We start from the raw sequence: 17,745 nt of genomic DNA, 5'->3' as shown, positions 1-17,745 counted from the left end.
CAAGCAAGTTAGACTGAGAGTCGACAATCGCACAAATTGCAAACTAAACCGAGATTCGGTGAACAAAACAATATGGTGAAATCATCAGCTTTTAGGGGTTGCAACCTAAGGGCGGTAGCGTGCTTGATTGACCTTAAACAAAGGCCCGATAGATTTTATCGTGCATTCGATTATATAGTAGGCCTATTGGGGCGGGTTTGCAAAAATAGGCCTTTTCAAATTATTACAGTGAGATAGTCGGATTAGAGTGTCTCAAAATGGATTAAAAGTGTCTCAGCTTGGTTTGAAATGCTGAGATTAAATCGTGAATAATTTAAATTTTGGAAAGATAAATGGGCATAGAGTTATACTTCCTCGGTGCAGGAAAACCGCAAAGTGGCAACAAGCCCGCAGCATTAAAACACATTGCCAATAGCACTAAAGCAATGGATTGGCAGCTTCATAGTTTTGAAGATTCAGTCCCTTCAAAAAGTACGTACTTCCTTGGCGGTTATCACGTAGACGATGTAGTAAAAGCATACCCAGATTTAAACTTTACAATTATACCTGATTGGGAAACATCAACAGCGCTTGATACATTACTACATGCCCCTTTTAGTGGTAAGCCCGTCGTAATATCATACACTGACACGTTATTTAGAAAAGAGTATGTTAATGACTTACTTGAATCTCAGTCAGATGTCACTATTGTAATAGATAGTTTATGGCTCAAAAGATATGCTTCACGTAGTCCTGAAGACATAAGCAAAGCTGAAGTGTTAACAGTAGGTAATAAAGAAGTTGAATTCACGGGATTGATTTACCTACGAGAAAATGCTGTTGCTCAGATGATTAATCTAATTGATGATAGCAGCGCTAAACCCATCGGAAATCACTTGCTTGATATCATTTCGTATTTCGAATCGAAAGATCTTCTTATTACATATAAAGATGTTGAGGGCGATTGGGCTGAGTTTAATTCACCAGTTGATATAGCTAATTTTATTCTTGGCACGAAAGCAGATACTCTAGCACGCCTAGAAAACATTGTTAAAAAGAGTTACATAGGAAGACAAGAAAGCTTTACCACCCATGATTGGCAAAATAATCAGAATGGTGTTGTTGAACGAATACAAAGCCAGTTTGGAAGTTCTAAGCTAGTAGTAAGAAGTAGCTCAAAATCAGAGGATAATTGGCGTTCTTCTAATGCTGGCGGCTTTGAAAGTATTTTGAATGTCACATGTTTAGACAAAGTGGAGCTTTCTGAGGCTATAGACAAAGTTGTTGACTCTTATGGTACTCCAGTAGTTGGCAGTGATCAGGTTCTTGTTCAAGAGTTTTTACAAGATGTGGCTATGGCTGGGGTTGTGTTTACCTGCACTTTAGAATCAGGAGCGCCCTATTATCGCTTCAATTTTGATGACTCCACTAAATCAACCGAATCTGTTACAGCTGGAACTCATTCTGATTTAAGAACGGTTTTAGTCAGTAAACTACAGCCTCACTCTATTAGTAATATTGCCCCCGAATTAAAAGACGTTCTTACAGCCATTCAAGAACTTGAGCAGCTTCTCGGATTTGATAAACTGGACATTGAGTTTGCTGTAGATTCCGTTGGGAAAGTTCATATATTTCAGGTTAGACCAGTTGTAGTTAACCATGATAATTATGAGTTGGACATCTTAAAAATCGGAGCTTCGATACAGTCTGACGTTAATAGGTACCAAGCACTGCAAAAGAAATTACCATTCGTTAGCGGTGATAAAACTTTGTTTGCTAATATGCCAGATTGGAATCCTGCTGAAATTATTAGTGCTAGACCCAAACCACTGGCATTCAGTCTTTATCAGCAATTGATAACCAATGATATTTGGGCTAAACAACGTCAAGAATTTGGCTACCGAGATGTTAGACCTTATCCTCTAATTATCTCTTTTTCAGGGCAGCCTTATGTTGATGTTAGAGCAAGCTTTAACTCTTTTATCCCTGCAACTTTACCTGCAGATTCAGCAGATAGAATAGTAAATGCTTATTTAGACATTCTTTCTGATAATCCACAGTTTCACGATAAAATCGAATTTGATATCGCATTTACAATTTGGACTCCAGAGTTCATGGTAACTGCCAAGAAACGATTACTTCCTTACGGAGTTACTGAGTCAGATTTAGTCCTCTTAGAAGAGGGACTAAAAGTAATTACAAGAGAAGCTTTAACAAGGCTTGAGTCTGATATTTCATCCGTTGCATTATTACGGCATCGAAAAGACTTAATTTGCTCTTCTCAACTTTGCACTATAGATAAAATTTACGCATTACTTGATGATTGCAAACAGTTTGGAACTCTAGCGTTTGCTCATGCAGCAAGAGCTGGTTTTGTTGCAACAACATTGTTGAAGAGCCTAGTTAACAGTGGTCGATTAACTGAAGCTCGACGTATGCAGTTTTTGAATAGTTTCGATACGGTTGCGGGAGAATTCGAAAAAGATAAATCAGATTTTCTTATTGGCTTAGTGACTAAGGAAGACTTGCTTACGAAGTACGGCCATTTGAGGCCGGGAACTTATGAAGTAACCACCCCTGCTTATTGGGAAGATCCTGAACAATACCTCATTCCAAATGAACACAAAAAAAGCCTTCATGACCGAAATTTAATGATTTTTACTAATGAAGAGTCTGATGCAATAAAAAGCCTCCTATTTCAGTTAGGTGCAGAGGTTAGTGTTTCTGAATTTATTGACTACCTTATTAAAGCGACTCAAGAGCGTGAGCGTGTAAAATTTGAATTTACTCGTAACTTGAGTAAAGCATTAGATTATTGCGTAATAATAGGTGAAGAGTTCAAATTATCGAGACAAGAAATATCATTCCTTACTTATAGTGATCTTGAGCATCTTAAACTTAATATGCTGAGTAAAAATGCGCTTAAAGATAATATAAGCATGAGAATTGATGAGTATCAATTAACTAAGGTTATTGAATTACCTTCAATACTTGATAGTACAGCACATTTCTATAGCTTTGAACGTCACTCTTCTATGCCAAATTTTATTGGTGTTGAGAAAATAATTTCAGATGTAGCGATAATTGATAATACCAATGTTGAACGCCTTTTTGGGAAAATAGTTATGATCCCGCAAGCAGACCCAGGATATGACTGGTTATTTGGTCATGATATTGCTGGGCTTATTACCCAGTATGGTGGTGCTAATTCACATATGGCTATTCGTTCAGCTGAAATTGGACTTCCTGCAGCAATCGGCGTAGGAGAAAAGTTATATGATTCCCTTTTGACAGCTACACGGATTGAATTAGATTGCTTAGGACAAATTTTGAGAATAATCGAATGAAACGAGTAGGTTTAACTCAAAGAGTTGACATCATTGCTGAGTATGGTGAAAGGCGTGATGCTGTAGACCAGCATTGGTATTCATTATTGTTAAGCATGGAAATGCTACCGATATTGTTACCTAATTTACAACCAGATAATGCGGCTAAGATGATTGAGAGTCTAAGGCTAGATGGAATTGTATTTACTGGAGGAAATAGCTTATGTCACTTAGATGGAGATGCTGTAGACCGAGCACCAGAAAGAGACTTATTCGAATTATTTCTTATTGATTATGCTGTGAAAAATGAATTGCCGATTTTTGGTGTGTGTAGAGGAATGCAGATTATTAATTACTATTTTGGAGGGAAACTGCATCCGGTAGAGGGGCATGTTGCAATACAGCATCCAATACTTCCAGTTGAAGATATAATAGAATTACCCAAAATAGTAAATAGTTTTCATAGTTGGGCTATTTCTCAAGATGAATTGGGAAGGGAACTTCAGCCTATTGCAACAGATATTGAAGGAAACATTGAGGCTTATTGGCATCCAAATAAGAAGGTTGCTGGTATCATGTGGCATCCAGAGCGCGTAATTGGCTTTGATCCTTTAGATTTAAATTTGATGAAAAAAATTTTATTATGACAAAAGCACTTATTTTAGCTGCGGGTCAAGGTACTCGCCTACGTCCCATAACTAATGACAAACCAAAATGTTTAGTTCCTTTAATGGGTAAATCTCTTTTAGAGCGCCAGGTTGATATACTTACTTTGAATTCCATTAGAGATATACATATTGCAACCGGATACTGTTCAGAACAAATTGTGACATTAGGGTTCAATACTTCTTATAATGAACGGTTTGAATCAACAAACATGGTAGAAAGTTTATTTTCAGCTATTGAGTTTATACGTAACTGTAAAGAAGATCTGATCATTAGTTATGGTGATATTGTATATCAAGAAGAAAATCTACAGCAATTGTTATCGTGTGATGACGATATCGTTTTAATGGTTGATAAAAATTGGAAATCATTATGGTCACTTCGTTTAGATAATCCTCTTGAAGATGCAGAAACTTTTATTATGAATGATAATGGTTACGTAACAGAATTAGGAAAAAAGCCTAGCTGTTATGAGGAAATTCAAGGGCAGTACACTGGATTAATTAAAGTAAAAGCTGATAAAATTCCGGAGTTTATTGAATTTTATCAGGCGTTAGATCGTGCAAAAATCTATGATGGTAATGATTTTTATAATATGTATATGACAACGTTTCTTCAACTTTTAATTGATTCTGGATGGAATGTAAAAGCTGAATTAGTGGAAGGTGGTTGGCTTGAAATTGACTCACTATCAGATTTATCTTGTTATGAAGAAATGCATAAAAAAAACACTCTAGTTAAGTTTTATAAAGGATGAGTAGCAAACAAAACATTCGACTATTACCAAGTAATATCGAATTTAAATCGGAAGGTAATATATTAGATGATGCATTATCAGAATCGATACCGCTAGAGCATAGCTGTAAGACAGGGGTCTGTGGTGCTTGTAATGCTAACGTTATTTCAGGAATAGTGGAAAACGAAAATGGTGAGCTAGTAACGCAAGGGAATATTCTTACCTGTCAATCAAAAGCAAAATCAGATGTTGTTCTAAAAGCAAAGTACTATCCAGAACTTACACATATAAAACAGCAAACAATGCCATGTAAAGTTGCTAGTTTTGAATATGTTACTGAAGATATCGTATCGATTAAGTTCCGGTTTCCCCCAACCGCTAAATTTGATTATCTACCAGGCCAATACGTTGACTTAAGTTTTAAAGGTGTAAAGAGAAGTTATTCAATCGCAAATGCTAAATCTGAATTAAAAGAGCTAGAGCTTCACATTAGAAAGGTACCAAACGGACAAATGTCAGAGCTGTTATTTGGTGAACTAAAAGAAAACCAATTAATGCGCATAGAAGGGCCGAAAGGAACTTTCTTTGTAAAAGATAACGTTAAGCCATTAATTTTAATAGCAACAGGTACAGGTATTGCTCCAGTAAAAGCTATAGTAGAAGAACTCATAGCAAAAGAAGATAAGCGTGACATTTATATTTATTGGGGAATGCAATATCTGAAAGAGATATATTGTCATAAGTTAGTCGCATTAGCCAATCAGAATCAGAATATATCATTTACCGCAGTATTATCACGCGAGCTTGAACCACTGCCTGATTATCAACAAGGTTATGTTCAAAATGCAGTTGTTCGAGATTTTAGTTCATTAAGTGATGTTGAAGTTTACGCTTGTGGTTCCCTCAGTATGATAGAGGCTGCGAAAGCCCTATTCTTACAATATGATCTTCCGGTGGATGCATTTTTTTCAGATGCATTTACACCAGCAAAATAATTTTTAGAGTTAGTTGGAGTATATAATGAAAGCAGTCATCTTAGCTGGTGGTTTAGGAACACGCTTAAGTGAAGAAACATCAGTAAAGCCAAAGCCAATGGTAGAAATCGGTGGTAAGCCCATTTTATGGCATATAATGAAGCAATATTCAGCGCATGGTGTAAATGATTTCATTATTTGTTGTGGCTATAAAGGTTATGTAATTAAAGAATACTTCGCTAACTATTTCTTACACATGTCAGATGTGACATTTGATATGAAGAACAACGAAATGAAAGTACACAGAAAACGTGCAGAACCATGGACAGTAACGTTAGTAGACACTGGTGATAACTCAATGACTGGAGGCCGCTTAGGGCGTGTTGCTGATTACTTAAAAGATGAAGAAGCATTCTGTTTTACTTATGGTGATGGTGTTGGTGATGTAGATATTGCAAAAACAATCGAGTTTCATAAGTCTCACGGTAAAAACGCAACATTAACAGCAACGTTCCCTCCTGGTCGTTTTGGTGCGTTAGATATTGCCGCTGGTCAAGTAAAAAGCTTTAAAGAAAAGCCTAAAGGTGATGGAGCAATGATCAATGGTGGTTTCTTTATATTATCACCTGAGGTGTTAAAGCTGATTGATGGCGACAGTTGTATTTGGGAGCAATACCCACTAAACAAATTAGCAGAAGATGGCGAATTGATGGCGTATGAGCATCATGGTTTCTGGCAACCGATGGATACGTTAAGAGATAAAGTGTATTTAGAAGAGCTTTGGCAAGACGGCAAAGCACCTTGGAAAATTTGGGAGTAAATGATGAACCCTAGTTTTTGGCAAGGAAAAAAAGTATTTATTACCGGACATACTGGGTTTAAAGGTGGCTGGTTGTCATTGTGGCTTCAGGAAATGGGAGCGATAGTAAAAGGGTATTCATTGCCTGCTCCAACCTCTCCTAGTTTGTTTGAAGAAGCAAAAGTGTGGTCTGGTATGTCGACAGAAGAAGGTGACATTCGAGATTTCCCACACCTTAGAGAAGTGATCTCTGAATTTAAACCTGAAATAGTATTTCACATGGCAGCTCAACCACTGGTGCGTTTATCCTATGATGAACCAATGGAAACCTATTCGACTAACGTGATGGGAACTGTTTATTTGCTTGAGGCTGTGAAACAAGTTGGTGGCGTTAAAGCAGTTGTAAACATCACTTCAGATAAATGCTATGAAAATAGAGAATGGGTTTGGGGTTACCGTGAAGATGAAGCTATGGGGGGCTATGATCCTTATAGCAATAGTAAAGGCTGTGCCGAATTAGTTGCTTCTTCATATCGTCAATCCTTTTTTAATGCCGAAAAATATCATGTACATGGTTGTGCCCTTGCATCTGTTCGAGCTGGAAATGTAATTGGTGGTGGCGATTGGGCGGCAGACCGTTTAATCCCTGATATGCTAAATGCTTTTTCAAATTCTAAATCTGTAGAAATTCGCAGCCCGCATGCAATTCGCCCTTGGCAACACGTACTTGAACCGTTATCGGGTTATATCACGGTCGCTGAGCATTTATATGAGCACGGCCCTAAATTTGCGGAAGGATGGAATTTTGGACCAAGTGAAGAAGATGCACAACCCGTACAGTGGCTTGTTGAAAAGCTCGTGCAGCACTGGGGAGATGATGCGAGTTGGTACTTGTCAGAAGGTGAGCATCCGCATGAAGCACATTATCTAAAGCTGGATTGTTCTAAGGCTAAAATGCGATTGAATTGGCAACCGATATGGGGACTAGAAGAAACTCTCAAGCGTATAGTCGATTGGCAAAAAGCTTGGCTAAGTGGTAAAGATATAAAGCAACATACTATATTAGAAATTCAACAATACATTGCAGCAAGAGCAGGAAAATAAAATGTCAAAAGAGTTAATTAGAAAACAGATCGCAGACTTGGTTGACCAGTATGCTGCAATAGAATTTGCCCCAAAAATGTTTATTCCAGGCGAAACAGTTGTACCACCGTCAGGTAAGGTTTTAGGCGCGAATGAACTGAAAATGATGGTTGAAGCCTCATTGGATGGTTGGTTAACAACGGGTCGATTCAATGATGCGTTTGAAAAGCGTCTAGGTGAATATTTAGGTGTTCCTTATGTATTGACTACAACTTCAGGCTCATCGGCAAATTTACTAGCAATGACTGCGTTAACGTCACCTAAGCTTGGCGAGCGCCAGCTTAAACCAGGCGATGAAGTCATTACTGTTGCTGCCGGATTTCCTACTACGGTAAACCCAACAATACAAAATGGTTTAGTGCCTGTTTTTGTGGATGTTGACATTCCAACATATCAAATCAAGCCTGAAATGATTGAAGCAGCTGTTTCCGATAAAACTAAAGCGATTATGGTAGCTCATACACTAGGTAATGTGTTTGATTTAACAGAAGCTCGCCGTGTTGCTGACAAGTACAATCTGTGGCTTATTGAAGATTGTTGTGATGCTTTAGGTTCAACTTATGATGGTAGGATGGTTGGTCAGTTTGGTGATATTTCGACAGTAAGTTTCTATCCAGCGCATCATATTACAATGGGTGAGGGCGGCGCGGTATTTACCAAAGACCATGAATTACGCAAGTTAATTGAGTCTTTCCGTGATTGGGGACGTGATTGCTATTGTGCACCTGGTTGTGACGACACCTGTAAAAAACGTTTTGACCAGCAGTTAGGTTCACTTCCACAGGGTTATGACCACAAATACACATACTCACACCTTGGATATAATCTAAAAATCACTGATATGCAGGCTGCGTGTGGTCTTGCACAGATGGACAATGTTGAACAATTTGTTGAACAACGCAAAGTTAATTATCAATACCTTAAAGATGGTTTAGCAGGTTGTGAAGAGTTCATTATTTTGCCTGAAGCAACAGAAAAGTCTGACCCATCTTGGTTTGGTTTTCCTATCACAATAAAGCCAGAAAGTGGTATTGATCGTGTCGAGCTTTTAAAGTTCATGGACCAATACAAGATAGGTACTCGTTTATTGTTTGCAGGTAACTTAACACGCCAACCGTACTTCAAAGATGTCGAATATCGCGTAGTTGGTGAGTTAACCAATACGGATATCATTATGAATCAGACTTTTTGGATTGGTGTTTATCCAGGATTAACTAATGAGCATTTAGACTTTGTGATTGAGAAGTTTGAAGAGTTTTTTGGTGTAAGTTTCTAAGAATTAGTGAAAATGGAAAGTCAATGAGAAATCATTGGCTTTATTTTATGAATGTAACGCAACTAGATATTTTAGGATGCTACCTCATCGATCTCCCTAAGTTTGAAGATCATCGTGGTGCTTTTATTAAAACGTTTCACCCCAACCATTTTGAAACTACTCCGATCTCCGAGTTTAATCTTAAAGAAGAGTTTTACTCTGTCTCAAAGCAAAATGTTCTGCGTGGACTTCATTTTCAAGAGCCTCCAGTAGCGCATAATAAGCTGGTTACTTGCTTAGAGGGTAAAGTATTAGACTTCTTTGTTGATATTAGAAAATCATCAAATACATACGGTAGCCTGCTTTCAATTGAGTTGTGTTCTGAAATACCTCAACTTCTTTACCTACCAAAAGGTCTGGCTCATGGTTTTTTAACGCTATCAGAACAGGCGACTCTGTTATATAAAACTGATCATGTATATGCTCCGGAACAAGATAAAGGTATTCTATGGTCAAGTGTCGGATTGGATGTTGAAAATCTCAAATTAAACGAACTTATTGTTTCTGATAGAGACTTATCATTTCCTACATTAGAAAATTATGAGAGTCCATTTGTATGAAGGTACTAATGACAGGAGCTTCTGGGTTTCTTGGTAAAGAAATCAAAGCGTACTATTTAGCTACTGGTAATGATGTCATTACGATTGGTCGATCTAATACAGACACCATAATTGTAGATTTATTGACCTTAGATATTGATAAATTAGCTACTGAAGTTGGTAATATTGATACAATTGTTCACTGTGCTGCGGTTAATGAAGTTGATATTAATAAATCAATTGATATAACATACGGAATAAATGTAACGCTTACACGTAAATTAACTGAATTAGCTGAAAAAATAAATGTTAAGAGTTTTGTTTATATTAGTACTTTCCATGTGTATGGTGTAACAAAAGGTATTATTAGTCAGAAGTGTGAAATAAATCCGATTAATGATTATGGATTGACGCATTATTTATCAGAAGAAATAATTAGAGCAAAAAGCAATGGAGGATCGTTCAAGTATTTGATAATTAGACCAACAAATATTTACGGTACTCCTAGTGATTTTGAAGGTTTTAATCGTTGGAGTTTAGTTCCTTTTCAATTTTTAAAATCTGCATATTTAGATAGAAAAATCACTATAAATAGTAGTGGTCAGCAGTATAGAAACTTTGTATCAATTAATGATGTTATACAATGTCTTGATTTAATTGGTAAAGAAAAAGTAGTTAATGCTTTTGGTGAAACGGAGATGTCGATTGCCAACTTTGCTAGAATTATTGGGAGTATAGTTGGTAAATACGGCGATACTAATATCAATGTTGAGGTATTAGGAAAGCAAGAGTTAGGTGACTATAAATTAGAGGTGGTTAATGACGATAGTATATATACTCCTAGTCCCTGTCAGTTAGATAGTTTTGTTAAAAGTATGATAGAAGTGAAAGAACAATGGAGAAAATAATAGTATTAGGTGCTGGAATTGCAGGGATATCAGCTACATATCATGCAATAAAAGCGGGTCATCACGTTGATTGTTATGAACAAAATAGTAAAGCTGGTGGGTTAATAGCAAACTTTATGGTGGATGGCTTTAGGTTTGATAATGCCATCCATTTAAGTTTTACAACTAATGATTATGTAAAAGAATTATTTTGTAAAACAAAGTTTTATTCACATAAACCTAACGCCTATTGTATTGAAAATAGTAAATGGTTTAAGCATCCAATTCAAAACAATCTATTTCCATTAACAACGGATGAGAAAGTTGAACTTCTTAGCTCATTTTCAGCAAGACCATCGAATGAAATAAATAATTATGCAGATTGGCTAGAACATCAGTATGGCTATGCTATCTCGAATCGATACCCTAAAAAATACACAGATAAATACTGGGGGATAGAAGCTGGAAAACTATCTACTACTTGGATAGGAAATAGAGTAAGACGAGCTGATATAACTGAATTGCTAAGAGGTGCTTTTGAACAAAGAGATGATAACCATTATTATGCGTCAGAAATGCGTTATCCTCAAACTGGTGGTTATTTTGAGTTTGTAAGAACGATTTCAGAACAATGTAATATTCAGATGAATAAAAAAGCAACTAAAATTGACACGTCAACTCAAACCGTATATTTCTTAGATGAAACGAGTGATGAATATGAAAAATTAATTAGCACATTACCATTACCAACTCTAATTGGCCTATTAGATACCGTACCAGAAAATGTAAAACAAGCAGCAACGAGCCTGTTGTGGACTACAGTTGACTTGATCTCTATAGGTTTTGGTAAAGACAATATACCTCCATATCTTTGGTATTACATCTATGATGAAGAAAACTTAGCTGCAAGAGCGTATTCACCATCTTGGAAATCAAGAGATAATGCACCAAATGGTAAGTCATCACTTCAATTTGAAATTTATAATTTGTCCACTAAAGAAAAGTTTGACCCAGAAGTTTTAAAAAATAATATTGTAGAGAAACTTTTAGCGGATAAAATTTGTGATAATGAAGATATTCTTTTTGTGCATCATAAACATTTACCATTCGGTAATGTTGTATTTGATCATGGTATGGAAGATAGAAGGCAAGTAATTCTAGATTACCTTAAAAGTGTAAATATTAAAACTTGTGGTCGATTTGGTGAGTGGGATTACCTTTGGAGTGATCAGAGTTTTGTTAGTGGTATGAATGCAGTTTATGATTAAATCTATATCAAAAAAGGATCTAATCTGGGGTTATTTAGCTCAATTTCTAAACATTGGGTCTGGTGTCATCATAATACCAGTAGCAATAATATATTTAACAACAGAAGATATGGGTTTTTGGTATCTATTTATAGCTATTGCAGGCCTAGCTCAACTTCTTGAATTTGGATTTCAACCTACAATTAGTCGAATGGTTTCTTATGTGTACTCAGGAGCAAAGGAATTGATCCCAGAAGGTATACCTGAAACTGGGAAAGAAATTAATTATCAACTTTTATATGATTTAGTCTCTGCTTCAAAAAACATATATCGGTATGTTTCAATCGCTGTTGCAGTATTACTCTTGAGCGTTGGGACGTATTATCTCAACTCATTTGAAGAATTTAAACAAGAACAGTTGGTTGCGTGGCTAGTTTTCTCACTTTCAACCATCATTAATTTTTATTTCACATATTTAAATGGTCTAATTATTGGAAAGGGAAAACAATCAGTGCTGTATAGAATTACAGCGCTTTCTAAATTATTAATGCTATTAGTTTCAGTTCCTTTGTTAGTTTTAAATTATGGCTTAATGTCTATGGCTGTTGGAACTTTTACATCACTTTTAGTTACACGGTTTTTATTATACAAATACTTGAATAACGAGAAAGAACAAGATGTCAAAAAATTATCATCAATAAAAAAAGAAAAGACATCACAAACAAAAATAGTTTGGTTATCTGCCTGGAAACTAGGGGGTACCAGTATTGGTGCTTTTTTAATATTAAGAGCAAATCAATTTATAACGTCTAGTTACTTAGGCTTGTCAGTTGCAGCAAGTTACGGACTAACAATTCAAATTATTGGTATTTTGTCATCTGTTAGCGCAATGTACTTTACATTAAGTTTGCCAAAGATAAATTCGTTACAAAGCTTAAAAGATAAGATGAAAATAAAAAGCATCGTAAAAAAGTCATTCTTAATAGTTGCATTGCTATATGTTTTTGGGGCTTTTGGACTTGTCTATATTGGCGTGCCTCTTTTGGATTATATGTCAACAAATACTGAGCTTGTGCCGAAAAATATATTGCTTCTCATGCTTTTTATGTATGGATTAGAGTTGAACCACTCTATGAGCGCAACTTATTTAACTACATTAAATAAAGTCCCATTTTTATATGCGTCTTTAATTTCTGGTATTTTCATTGTGTTTGTTAGTTTGTTGGTGGTTAATATATCAACACTTGGTCTTGTTGGGGTTGTGTTTTCTCAATTTACAATCCAACTTTTATATAACAACTGGTACTGGCCATTACAAGTATTAAAGGACTTAAGAAATGACAAATAAACTTGTTCTAGACACTAAGTGCAATAATTTTAAAAAACACGAACATATTAAGTCAATTCTTGTTTTTGATAGTTGTTTGGATTCTAAACCTACAATTTCAATTATGATACCAACTTTCAAACGACCACATTTAATTAAAGACACAATATATTCGGCAGTTAATCAAAGAACAAATGTTAAATTTGAAGTTGTAATTATTGATAATGATGCTGATGGTGAATATGAGGATGAACTACTAAATATCATTTCATCATATTCAAACGCTAACATTCGGTATTTTAAAAATGAGCAAAACATTGGTATGTTTGGAAACTGGAATCGATGTATTGAATTGGCAAGAGGTGTGGACTTAACCATTTTAAATGATGATGATATTTTGCATAAAGATTTTTTGAATAGTGCATTTAAATTTTTAGCTTTGGATAAGATGGTGTGCTTTGAAAGAGAGAGCTTTTATAAAGAGATTCCAGATATTGAAAGTACAGGAGAAAACAAACTAAAAGTGAGAGACGTAAATGTCGAGGATGTTATATCGGATAGGTTTTACTCTGCTTCTTTAGCCATTATGTTTAATCGAGAGAAAGCTTTATTTGTAGGTGGTTACGATGATGACAAATATCCGGTTTCTGACTTTCTATTCAATCTTGATTATTTGCGATTATATGGACAGGTTGAAATTAATAAGAGGTTGGGTTTTTTAAGAGTTGATGAGAATGAAAGTTTGAATCCAACAACGATGAAAGCATTTATAAACGAGCAATATAGAATAAAAAAAAATATAGTAAAGAAATTATGCTTAAATGAACTTGCATGTTGTTTATTACTACACTTAATCAAAATTCAATTAATTAAGAAGTCAAGTGAATATAAGAACAAGTCAAAAGATTTTAGTTTTAGCCATAAAGAGTTTAAAACTAGACATTATATAACCGAGCGAGTTTTCTCTAGAAGTGTTGTTAATAGAATTATTTGGATGATTTGTAAGTGCGCATAATGTTCAATATATTGACAGTTGTTTTTTGCTTTCTCATTTTTACCGATTTCCATGGGTTTTTTGAAAGTGATTATTTAGTATTTAAACGTATAACTATAGTGATAATAGGTTTTTATTTAACTTTCCTTTCAAGAGAGATTGATAGAAGATTTTTATTGATTTTGATTAGTGTGTTGATTTTATTGCTAATTCAAAATTCAATATTAATTAGTCAAGGTGTTGATTTTAGTTTTATTCGAAGTGTGCTTTACATTCTGCCATGTTATATTTCTTTCTATGTGGCATTAAAACATTTCAATTGGTACGAAAACATTATACTTAGACGCTATATTTTTTTTATATCTATAGTTCTCCTTTCTGTTGAATGCTATTTGAGATTTTCTCATCCAGATATGTTTTTGAATGAATCACAATACGAACGATTTACAAGTATGATGGCGGGAGATAATAGTGAACTTTTTCTGTATAAATATAAGTTCAGCTCTTTGATGTATGTTGATTCTAATTATACGGGTAATTATGCATTGCTTCTCTTTGTCTTTTCATTAATTACATTTAGAAATGTCGTTATTAATAACAAGAAAAGATTTTCCATCCTGCTTATATATACATTTTTTATCTATATGTCATTAAGTAGAGCTGCAATTATTACTCAACTTGTGATTTCATTGCTTTACATATTTTGTTATGTCTTTAATAGCAAGGTCCGGATTTTAGTTTTAAATTTGATATTGTTACTAATAATTACGGCTCTGTCTTATGTTTTTGTTGTAAGTGATTCTGTAAATAATTTGTTAGTAACGGATAAGAGTTTCTTATCAAAAATTGAAAGCCTGTTTTTATGGACTAAAATGTATGACTTAAAACTAATTAACTCATTGTTTGGATTTGGTTCAAATATTGGTTCTTATGTGTATTCTTTGATTCCAGGGTATATGTATGCACATTTAATGATATATATTCTATTGGGTGAATTTGGTGTTATTGGGTTGTTTTTATACTTTTTGTTTTGGAGTGTTATATGTAAAGCTAATCCATCTGTGTTTTTTATATTTATATCTATGTTTATAGTCGGCTTGTCTCTCGTTCAACCTTGGGATCCGATTTATTTTTTTGTTGCGGGTTTAATGATGAAAGAAACCTATAATAAGTTTAAGTTTAATTATGAGTGATAATGTAAAAGTCTCGGTGTTAATGACTTGTTACATGGAGCCTATTGAGTGGATAGAGCAGGCTGTCTTATCTATATTAGAACAAAAGCTTCATGGTTATAACATTGAATTAATATTGATTATTGATCATCCAAGTAGAACAGATGTAGTTGAATTAATTAACTCACTAGATAAGAATGTTATTTTTGTACTAAATGAAAACAATATAGGCCTAGTTGCATCTTTGAATTTGGCTTTTAGCTTATCAAGCGGTGATTTTATTGCAAGAATGGATGCTGATGATTACTGTTCTTTGGACAGAATACAAAGACAAATGGATTTCTTAAAGTTAAATTCTGAAATTGATTTGGTTGGTTGTTATGTAATAAGAGTTAGTTCAAATGGCGATTTTTTAGAAGAATATAAGCCACCAGTAAGTTCTGAAGAACATAGGAAAAAGTTAATATTTGGCTCAACTTTACCACACCCAACGTGGCTAATGAGAAGAACTGTAATGTCTACTTTGGATGGATATAATAGTGTGTATTTAGCGGAAGATTTTGACTTCTTATCTAGAGCCAACCGATTAGGTATGGAATTATACACATTACCAGAATTTCTTTTTTTTAATAGAATTAATAACTCTAGTGTAAGCAATGTTGACAATACATCTCAGCTATTAAGCCACATTTTTGTAGTAAAGAAAAATATACTTGAAAGAATTAGCAATGTAGATGAAAGAAAATATACTTATAGTCCTAGAGATTGTAAATACTATAGTGTTTTACAAAGAACACATATCTTATCAAATAAGTTAATTTTGAAATCTAAGAGTGTAAATGCATTGTATTCATATCTATTAGTTTTTTTTGCTGTAATTTTATCACCACTTCAATTTGTTCGTGTGTTATTTGTTATAATGTCAAGGTTTGTTTGATGCATTTGAATGTAAGGTTGTAATTTAATGAAGTCTAAATTTTTTTTAATAACTAGATCTATATATAGGTTGTTATTTAAATCATTTTATTTTAAATATAAATCATTTGTTTTAAAGCGTAATTTTCACAAGGTGCTTTGCGATATAAATAAAGTATTTCTTAAAGAAGGAGAGGTTTTTTTTCCTTTGTTTGGGACTCTTCTTGGGCTATATCGAGATAACGGACCTATTAAACATGATTTAGATATTGATATTGGTGTTTTATCATCATTAGATATCAATAAAGTTATTCGTATGATGAATGAAATTGAATTTGAGTTTAAACATCAATTAATGTCTATTGATAACCCTGATGCTTTTGAGCTTTCTTTTGTTAGAAATGGTGTAAGTGTTGATTTTTTCTTTTGTACTATTATTGAAAATTATCATGAATTTCCAGCTATAAGAACGTATGATTTTATATGTGAGGTTGATGAAAGCGATAGGTTTAATGGTAATTACCATACAAGAGAGTTGATTTTACCTTGCGACGGTTTTTCTAATATTGTCTATAAAGGTTTAAAGTTATCAGCACCAAGAAATTTAAAGGAGCATTTATCATATAGGTATGGAGATGATTTTATGATTCCTAACCCTAAATTTAATTATGCAAACAGTTCTAAATGCTTAAGGGTGGTTGATAAAAATGCAATTATTAAAACAAAAACTGATTAGGTTTTATTTTTATTATATATCTAAAGTTTTCTTCTCTGTTAATGATTTTAAATTGGATATATCAAGAAGTCTTTTTGACTTCCAGGTTAAAAAATTTAAAGTTAAACTGATTGACAAAAAGAAATTAAGTGTATCGCCTTCAATTGCAGCTATAATTAGAGTGAAGAATGGAGCTTCGAATATTGAAAATACCATTAGATCTGTCGAGAGTATTTGTAGTGAAATTATCATAATAGATAACGCATCTACAGATGAAACTCTTTCTAGAGTTTCAGCTTTAATTGGTAGTAACTCTTTAAGTTGTCCTGTACATGTATATAAATATGATCACATATTAGCTCGTGCTGGAGATAGCTATGCTTCGGAGTTAAAATTACTTGATAATGGTTCGCTAGCAGATTATTACAATTATTGTTTTAATTTGTCCGCATGCGAATATTTATGGAAGGTCGATGTAAATTGTATTTATTTACCATCTCTACTTGATTTCATTCAAATCAACACTGCTAATGGTGTTGATATTATAAGATATTTTGGGGTTGAGTCATTTGGTCGCTTTCTTGCTCCTGAACCATCTCTTTTTAAAAAAGATACAGGATGGAAGTATTATGATACAAAGTTATATGAAGAAATTAGATTTGAAAACTATAAAAAACTAAAAGTTAAGTACTTTATGAAACCAGGTTTTTTTCATATTAAACGAGTGACAAACTAGAGATAAATTAACCAATTTTAATTGTATTCTATTTATTGTATCATACGATTGATTATAATAATTTCATCCGTGGAGAATGATTTGAAGATTGAAAATTTCACTGAGCACATGCTTGATTCCGATGAGTATAAATTATTTACTTTTGTAAATCCTTATTCATTTGGAATATTAAAGAGCAAGGGTTGTGGGTATTTAAGTAATTTTACCATTCTATCTGATGGTATTCTTTTAGTTTGGATGTATAATTATTTTAACAAAGTAAAGATAAATAGATA

General features: G+C 34.0%; 17 protein-coding genes. All 17 read left to right on the top strand.

Annotation, left to right across the window (positions count from 1 at the left end):
• Positions 1-332: 332 nt before the first annotated feature.
• Positions 333-3,326: a PEP-utilizing enzyme gene (locus RH86_RS10690; protein WP_009386193.1), complete on the top strand. Its 2,994-nt coding sequence runs from the start codon at positions 333-335 to the stop codon at positions 3,324-3,326.
• Positions 3,323-3,952, top strand: a complete 630-nt coding sequence (locus tag RH86_RS10685) for a gamma-glutamyl-gamma-aminobutyrate hydrolase family protein (protein ID WP_009386192.1) — start codon at positions 3,323-3,325, stop codon at positions 3,950-3,952. The genes RH86_RS10690 and RH86_RS10685 overlap by 4 nt, the downstream gene beginning before the upstream one ends.
• Positions 3,949-4,728 (top strand): NTP transferase domain-containing protein, encoded by a 780-nt coding sequence (locus RH86_RS10680; protein WP_009386191.1) that lies wholly within the window; start codon positions 3,949-3,951, stop codon positions 4,726-4,728. The genes RH86_RS10685 and RH86_RS10680 overlap by 4 nt, the downstream gene beginning before the upstream one ends.
• Complete coding sequence (locus tag RH86_RS10675; protein ID WP_009386190.1) at positions 4,725-5,702, top strand: FAD-binding oxidoreductase; 978 nt, start codon at positions 4,725-4,727, stop codon at positions 5,700-5,702. The genes RH86_RS10680 and RH86_RS10675 overlap by 4 nt, the downstream gene beginning before the upstream one ends.
• A gap of 25 nt (positions 5,703-5,727) precedes the next feature.
• Entirely contained in the window at positions 5,728-6,501 is a 774-nt protein-coding gene (gene rfbF, locus RH86_RS10670) for a glucose-1-phosphate cytidylyltransferase (protein WP_009386189.1), read from the top strand.
• Between the two features lie 3 nt (positions 6,502-6,504).
• Positions 6,505-7,584 (top strand): CDP-glucose 4,6-dehydratase, encoded by a 1,080-nt coding sequence (rfbG, locus tag RH86_RS10665; protein ID WP_086026445.1) that lies wholly within the window; start codon positions 6,505-6,507, stop codon positions 7,582-7,584.
• A gap of 1 nt (position 7,585) precedes the next feature.
• Positions 7,586-8,899, top strand: a complete 1,314-nt coding sequence (gene rfbH, locus RH86_RS10660; protein ID WP_009386187.1) for a lipopolysaccharide biosynthesis protein RfbH — start codon at positions 7,586-7,588, stop codon at positions 8,897-8,899.
• 23 nt (positions 8,900-8,922) lie between these two features.
• Positions 8,923-9,498, top strand: a complete 576-nt coding sequence (locus tag RH86_RS10655; protein ID WP_009386186.1) for a dTDP-4-dehydrorhamnose 3,5-epimerase family protein — start codon at positions 8,923-8,925, stop codon at positions 9,496-9,498.
• 8 nt (positions 9,499-9,506) lie between these two features.
• Positions 9,507-10,385, top strand: coding sequence for an NAD-dependent epimerase/dehydratase family protein (locus tag RH86_RS10650; RefSeq protein ID WP_190275910.1), 879 nt, complete (start codon positions 9,507-9,509; stop codon positions 10,383-10,385).
• Entirely contained in the window at positions 10,373-11,632 is a 1,260-nt protein-coding gene (locus RH86_RS10645) for a protoporphyrinogen/coproporphyrinogen oxidase (RefSeq protein WP_009386184.1), read from the top strand. Before RH86_RS10650 ends, RH86_RS10645 begins: the two co-directional genes overlap by 13 nt.
• Positions 11,625-12,959, top strand: coding sequence for an O-unit flippase-like protein (wzx, locus tag RH86_RS10640; RefSeq protein ID WP_009386183.1), 1,335 nt, complete (start codon positions 11,625-11,627; stop codon positions 12,957-12,959). Before RH86_RS10645 ends, wzx begins: the two co-directional genes overlap by 8 nt.
• Positions 12,949-13,953, top strand: a complete 1,005-nt coding sequence (locus RH86_RS10635; RefSeq protein WP_009386182.1) for a glycosyltransferase family 2 protein — start codon at positions 12,949-12,951, stop codon at positions 13,951-13,953. The genes wzx and RH86_RS10635 overlap by 11 nt, the downstream gene beginning before the upstream one ends.
• Positions 13,953-15,125 carry a hypothetical protein gene (locus RH86_RS10630; RefSeq protein WP_009386181.1) on the top strand — a complete coding sequence of 391 codons (1,173 nt, stop codon included), beginning with the start codon at positions 13,953-13,955 and terminating at the stop codon, positions 15,123-15,125. The genes RH86_RS10635 and RH86_RS10630 overlap by 1 nt, the downstream gene beginning before the upstream one ends.
• Entirely contained in the window at positions 15,118-16,041 is a 924-nt protein-coding gene (locus tag RH86_RS10625) for a glycosyltransferase (RefSeq protein WP_009386180.1), read from the top strand. Before RH86_RS10630 ends, RH86_RS10625 begins: the two co-directional genes overlap by 8 nt.
• A 27-nt stretch (positions 16,042-16,068) precedes the next feature.
• Positions 16,069-16,755 carry a hypothetical protein gene (locus RH86_RS10620; RefSeq protein WP_009386179.1) on the top strand — a complete coding sequence of 229 codons (687 nt, stop codon included), beginning with the start codon at positions 16,069-16,071 and terminating at the stop codon, positions 16,753-16,755.
• On the top strand, positions 16,727-17,470 hold the full coding sequence (locus RH86_RS10615; RefSeq protein ID WP_009386178.1) for a hypothetical protein: 744 nt from the start codon (positions 16,727-16,729) through the stop codon (positions 17,468-17,470). Before RH86_RS10620 ends, RH86_RS10615 begins: the two co-directional genes overlap by 29 nt.
• A gap of 81 nt (positions 17,471-17,551) precedes the next feature.
• Positions 17,552-17,745, top strand: a 194-nt coding sequence (locus tag RH86_RS20725; protein WP_009386177.1) for a hypothetical protein, incomplete at its 3' end; no start/stop codon positions are given.

Source organism: Vibrio sp. N418 (assembly GCF_000222565.1).
GTDB lineage: Bacteria > Pseudomonadota > Gammaproteobacteria > Enterobacterales > Vibrionaceae > Vibrio > Vibrio scophthalmi.
The sequence above is the reverse complement of the archived record's forward strand: the minus strand, read 5'-3'. Positions and strand labels throughout refer to the sequence as shown.